The sequence below is a fragment of the Vibrio sp. 704 genome, from assembly GCF_033339295.1.
In genome coordinates this window covers 43955-50566 of the sequence record NZ_JAWOUH010000028.1, presented here as the reverse complement: position 1 = coordinate 50566, position 6612 = coordinate 43955, and the positions used below count along the sequence as shown (strand labels likewise).

Below are 6612 nucleotides of genomic sequence, written 5' to 3'. Positions count from 1 at the left end.
ATACGTTGAAGAATGTTAGTGGTCTCGTTCATTGCACCTTCAGCAGTTTGTGCAATCGAGATACCGTCGTTCGCGTTACGAACAGCCACATCCAGGCCACGGCTTTGTACGTTCAAGCGGTTCGAGATTTGAAGACCCGCAGCGTCGTCTTTCGCGCTGTTGATTTTGAAACCTGAAGACAAACGTTCCATAGAAGTTTGTTGTGCTGAGTTTGCGTTGTTTAGGTAACGCTGAGCGGTCATCGCTGATACGTTTGTGTTTACATTCACTGCCATGGTGATTTCTCCAATTGATTTTCCGATGTAGCGGTTTCCGACGTCTCGGAAAACCAAGTAGTTCTCTCAAAGTTACCTCTATTAACGACACCAAATTCAGAAGCTTTAGAAAAAAGTTTAAAAAAATAACATTGCGAGATTTAGCTAATAAAATTGAAGAAAAGTAAGAAAAAGTGCTCAAGTTTCCACAAATCGAGCCGAGAGGGCCAAATTGTATAGAAAACCAGCGAAAGGAAACAATTGAAGATAAGTTCGCAGACGATAGACGTAAGAATTAGAAAAGAAAAAGCCCCTTTTCCTTTGAGAGAACTGGGGCTAGGTTGGTCGCCAGAGCCTATGTGGAGATCAAGAGAAATGAACACATTTCCGGCATACCGAGTGCAACTTTACATTGAAAATGATTGGCAGGTGAGAGATGAGAGAGCCGCTCATTCTATTGTAAAGTTGCTTGCCAAAAGCCTGCATTCCCATCCACGTCTGAATGTATTGAGCACAGGCTAAGTAAACTACTGCAATAGTGACATTGCAGAGTTTGGCAACTGTTTCGCTTGAGCAAGAATCGATGTTCCTGCTTGTTGCAAAATTTGTGCTTTGGTCATTTGCGTGGTTTCTTTCGCAAAATCTGTATCTTTAATTCGGCTGTTCGATGCGTCAACGTTTTCTTGGATATTCGCCAAGTTGTTGATGCTGTGACTCAAACGGTTTTGCTTCGCACCTAAGTCTGCACGTTGCGAGTCTACGTATTTCAGTGCCGAATCCAGCACAGAAATCGCGTTTTGAGAACCTTGTACCGTGGTCATATCAATATCTTGTACTGACGTTCTGATAGGTTCATCACTCAGGCCAAGCTCAGATGCTAATCCACCAGAAATAGAAATCTCACCCTGAACGTTTGGATGCGCGACAAAAACTTGCAACTTGCCATCTTCACTTACAGACGCATTAATCATATCAGACTGACCATTAATGTAAGTGGCAAGCTCTTCGATGTCGTCGCCCGCTTTGGCATTAATGTTGATTTCTAGATCATCAACATTGCCGTCTTCGTCTTCACCCATACCTGGTAGCGTGATCTTCAAGTCAGATTTAGCTGGGTCAACGCTCCAGTTTTTATCTTTACCGTTCTCAGATAAGAAGGTCACACCGCCCATGCGAGTATCGTCCGCACGAATGCTGGTGAGTCCCATGATCATTGCTTCACCTGAGCTCGCACCAATCTGGAATGCCGCTTCACCGAATGAGCCGTTCAATAGACGACGACCACCAAATGAAGTGGTTTCTGCAATACGGTTTAGCTCGTCAATCAATGCCATTGACTCTTCGTTGATCGCCTGACGCTCAGCCGGAGAGTTAGTACCGTTCGATGATTGAATCGCAAGGTCACGCATTCGTTGCATGACAGAGGTTGCCTCATTCATCGCACCTTCAGCGGTTTGTGCAATCGAGATACCATCGTTCGCGTTACGCATTGCGACATCTAGGCCACGAGACTGTGCAGTTAAGCGGTTAGAGATCTGTAGACCTGCCGCATCATCTTTTGCACTGTTAATCTTATGTCCTGAAGATAAGCGCTCCATCGACGTGTTTAATTCATCAGTCGCTTTGTTTAGGTAACGCTGCGCGGTCATCGCGGAGACGTTAGTACTAACTGTTACAGCCATTTTGCTCTCCTGTTGAGTTCGCAAGATTTTGCGAAGCGGCCAGCTTTACTCTCATTTGGATAAGCACTGACCGTAAAAGTTACTTGCTAAATCTGCCTTAAACGCAGGGTTTAGAATCTCTAAATCTGTTCTGATATTTTCAATACAATTTGTGTGCCAACTTGCGTAAATTATTTAACTACTTTTAAAAGAATCAGATAAACAATAAGTTAGCTTTATCATTAAGCTATTTCAGGTTTGTCAGACTCATCTTAGCCCAAGGGTATTGAACGCTGCCCTGTTGCCGCCCGACTTGCCTCCCGCCTCATTGCCGCTTTGGGTAAAATCGTGCCGCATGACATCTCAGACTCTCAGGTTACGCCGACTTATCGCGCTTAAGGCTTTGCACATAAGGCATCAAAATCAGACAATGTGTATGAGTGCCATACTAGATGTAGTTAAACAACGTTAGATCTTTGGTCTTACCGAATGCTTGTTGCGATGCCTGTAACGCTCGCGAGTTTTCACTGAACTCGATCACGGCTTTAGAGTAATCCAAGTCCTCAAAGTTGCTCTTCGCTTTTGCGAGAGACAAATTAAAGTCTTCATGATTTTGCTCTTGGATATCCAGCGTACTCAATCGAGCACCGGCATCTGTACGCGCTTTATTCAAATGGATAAAAGCAGCGTGGAATTCTTCTGTCATTTGGTGCAATTTGGCGGTCGCCGACGTATCCGAAACCGATTTGTCTGACCATGCCATTGCATCCTTGAAGGTATCGAAAATGCTGAACTCTGCCCGCTTTTCGATCTCAATGCTGTCACCAGGCGTAATTTGGCCTTTTACGTGCACTTTCAGGCCTTTGTATTCAATCCCTTTCTCTGGAGAAAACTCATCGGCATCCACTACTTTGCCGTTACGCTCTAATTGGTAACCAAATTTGCCGTTATTCATATCGACAAATGTCACGCGATACGCCGCATCATCCTTCGTATCAACGTTAGTGGCTCTGTTTAATAGCAACTCAGAACCGTTTTGTAGATCGTAATTCGGCTGATAATCGCCAAATGGGTTTGGTATCTCCATAAACAGCTTGCTGCCAGGATCGTTCATTGGCATCTCAAGCATGCTAGAAACTTTCATTTTGCGCTGATAATCGTCCCCAGCGTATTGCACGCTACCATCTTTATCGCGATAAAATGGTTGGCTTTTTGGCTTAGTGCCAGCAAACACGTAGTTACCAGATTCATCTTGCGAGTTCACCAAGTTAAGGAAGTTGTTCGCAATCTCTTCTAGCTCACGCTTCTTTGCTTGTCGGTCTTCAGCAGAAAAGGCACCGTTAATCATCTCCATCGTTAAGCGCTTCGACTCGTCGGCAAAATTCTCCGCATTGGCGATATTAACTTCGTGGTTTTCTAGACGATTACGCACCAACACTATCGAGCTAAGATATTGTTGTAGCTGTTCTTGTTGCTGACTAATGTTTTGGATGTAATGCGCAGCGAGGGGGTCGTCACTAGGTTTCAGTAACTTTTTCCCTGAAGCAAGCTGCTCTTGGTTGTGGTGAACCTTATTCTCTTGACGACGCAGATCATTTTGTACGGACTGATAGTTATGGAAACTAGAAATTCGGGTTAGCACTTATCTCTTCTCCTTACCTCAGTTGTAAAATGGTATTGAAGGTATCATTCGCCGCTTGCATCACACGTGATGAAGCCATGTACGCTTGTTGAAACTTCATCATGTTGGCCGCTTCTTCATCGAGGTTAACGCCAGAGATAGAAGCAACGCGCTCTTGTGCCGCCTCATGCTCTAAGCGAGCGACAGAGGCTAATCGGTTTGCTGTAGAAGATTTCAATCCGACTTCGGTATTGAGGTTGTGATAAACATCGATCAAAGTACTGGATTTTCCGTCCATCATCTTATCTGTTTGGATCTTCTGCATTTTTCTCAAGTTGCCATTACCACCTTCCGAAGGCACCAAGTTCGCGGTGAACTTGTCATTCATCAGCGCACCTTCGCTCAGCTCAAATACAGTCGCATCGCCATTTTTATACAGCGGATGACTTTTCGGCACTGAGATTTCAATCATCGGGTTATCTTTGTCTAGCGGGTATGAGTATTTGTCCGATAGCAAATTGCCTTTGTTGTCCGTGATCTTTAACCATGGCTTATCATGTTTCTCGTCGGCTGGTTGTACGGTGACCTCAAACTCTTTAACATCCCCCGCCTCACGAATTTTGAACTTGGCGTTACCTTGAGCAAAAGTGGTTGAAGCTTCATAACTTTGCGCGGCAATGGCTTTTACATCATTGGTTTCCATCTTGATGATGGCTGCGCCACTTCGTGTTGGGCGCAATAATACGCGCTCACCAGCGGCAAGACCTTCACCGATTTGCACTTTCATACCATCCAGAACAAACGAAGAATCTGATTGATCAATGTTCAACGACATTTGCTCACCTTTCGGTGTTGTCACGCTATACTGGTCGCCATCATAACGTAGCGAATATTCACCACCTTTGATCGCTGAAATATCATCAATGTAAACCGCAACATCAGCTTGAGAGTCAGGCGCAGCAAAAACTCGAGATTTTGCCACCAGCTCAGAGTTCACGTCGGTAAATACGTCTTTACCTATCTTACCGTTAAGATCCAGACCTTGAGATTGCAGCTGATTAATTTTGTAGGAGAAACCCGTCGCTAAACGGCCCATTTCATCTTGCAGTTGTGGAATGTGTTTGTCGCGCATTTCAAGCAAAGCGCCGATTTTGCCATCCATGTCGTCAGACTTGATCGCTTTAATGCCATCCCCTTCCACCATTGCTAAGCGTCTTTGATGAACATCCGGATAGCCATCGATCATTTTGAGCTGGCTTGCTTCCGTGCCAGAAACAAGAGTGTGTCCATTGCCGATATGAACATTAAACCCTTCCGCATTTTTGCGTGGGGTTACGGTAACTTTGGTGTACTCTGACAGCTCAGTAACCAGCTTTTCATGCTGATCCATCAGGTCATTATGTGGGCCGGGAGTACGCATCATCAGTCGATGAATATCGCGAATTTCCAACGCAAGTTGGTTAACGCGCTCAATGCCCATATCCAATTTTTTATTGGTGACATCAGATTGCAGTCGCACGGTTTCATGGAAGTCATTTAATGTATCAGAGAAGATTTTCGCCTTTTCCAATACCACTTTTCGTGCCCCTAAATCGTTCGGGGTATCTGCCATGGTTTTTACCGCATCGAACCACTCATTCAGGTTCTCAGGAATTTTCTTCGATGCCACGGAGCTCAACATGCTAGAGAGCATATCAAGATTGTCTTGGGTATCCGTTTTGTTGGCATTGTTGGTCGACGACAGGTTCAGTTCATTCACGGCAAACTGATCCCACGAGCGGCGAACATTTTCCACATGCACACCCATGCCGTAGGTAGAACCACCAAACATGCGCGGATCATTCGTGCCTTGGATAACAGACTGACGGCTATAACCCTCTGTATTAACATTAGAAATGTTATGACCAGTGGTGTTTAATTGTCTCTGAGCAGTAAGCACACTTTGAGTACCTACATTCAGAAGATCTGACGCCATACATGCCCCCAAAAACGAAATATAAATCGGCAAAACCGATCACCTAGACACATTAAAAGCAAAAGATGTGCCAAGTGATAGAAAGGCGTAGATGTTCAGATAAAGTGAAGGCTTGCACTATGGCAAGCCTTCGAGAACGTCATAAATTGTCGCAGAGACATTACATACTTTCGATTTTATCCTTCACCTGCAGGACTTTATCTGCGTAATTCGGATCGGTCGCGTAACCCGCACTGTGGATACCGCGAATAAACGACTCTGAATTCCCGCGTTGCTGCAATGCTGTATCGTAACGTGGGTTGTCATTCAAAAATCGTACAAAGTCATTAAAGCTGTCTTCGTAACTTGAGTAGGAGCGAAACGCTGCCGTCTCTTTCACTGGCGTGTTATCGTGGAACTCTAAAGTTTGAGTCGTCACTTTGTCACCCTGCCAGCTTCGATCTGCTTTGATATTAAATAAGTTGTTGCTGCTGCCACGCGCGTTCTTCACGACCTTTTGTCCCCACCCCGTTTCCAAAGCGGCTTGCGCAAGTAGCAGAGATGGCTCGACACCTAAGGCTTTCGCAGCTTTCTCCGCGTATGGCTTCATCGAGTTAACAAAGGATTCTGGTGAATCGAATCGAGTGGGTTCATTGCTTGGTCGAGATAGCTGACCAGACTCAATCAAGCGCTGTTCAATCTCGCGCGCTTTTTTCGGGTCAACACGACGATATTCCGCAGCATTGTTTGCCGCATCACGCATAGCCGTTTCTTTTTTGTCGTTCCCTTGCCCAGCCGTTAATTGCTTAACAATCATATCGGCCAGTCCCATTGAACCAGACGAACTCAATTCACTCGCCATCTGTTCATCCAACATTTGTCGATAGAACTTCTCGTTTTGGCTGTTCATCATGTTGGACTCAAAGCCCTCATTGGCTTCTCGCATGGATTTCAACATCATGGAGGTGAAAATAGATTCGAACTGACGAGCTGCTGCACGCAGTGCTTCTTGCTCGCCATCTTTACCTTCCTTCACTGCTTTTTGACGCAAGGTATCCAGCGAACTGATGTCATGAATAAAACCAATGTCGTTAGGATTGTTCATTATACCTACCTCCTAAC

General features: G+C 45.1%; 4 protein-coding genes and 1 pseudogene. All 5 read right to left on the bottom strand.

Going from position 1 to position 6612, the window contains the following annotated elements:
• Window positions 1-275 (bottom strand): annotated as a pseudogene (locus R7R24_RS22775) (flagellin); the annotation flags it as partial.
• Between the two features lie 506 nt (window positions 276-781).
• Window positions 782-1936: a flagellin gene (locus R7R24_RS22770; protein WP_005382038.1), complete on the bottom strand. Its 1155-nt coding sequence runs from the start codon at window positions 1934-1936 to the stop codon at window positions 782-784.
• A gap of 427 nt (window positions 1937-2363) precedes the next feature.
• On the bottom strand, window positions 2364-3557 hold the full coding sequence (flgL, locus tag R7R24_RS22765) for a flagellar hook-associated protein FlgL (RefSeq protein ID WP_047102907.1): 1194 nt from the start codon (window positions 3555-3557) through the stop codon (window positions 2364-2366).
• A 13-nt stretch (window positions 3558-3570) separates the two neighbouring features.
• Window positions 3571-5511, bottom strand: coding sequence for a flagellar hook-associated protein FlgK (flgK, locus tag R7R24_RS22760; protein WP_054579494.1), 1941 nt, complete (start codon window positions 5509-5511; stop codon window positions 3571-3573).
• A gap of 160 nt (window positions 5512-5671) precedes the next feature.
• Entirely contained in the window at window positions 5672-6598 is a 927-nt protein-coding gene (gene flgJ, locus R7R24_RS22755; protein ID WP_054579495.1) for a flagellar assembly peptidoglycan hydrolase FlgJ, read from the bottom strand.
• Window positions 6599-6612 lie beyond the last annotated feature (14 nt).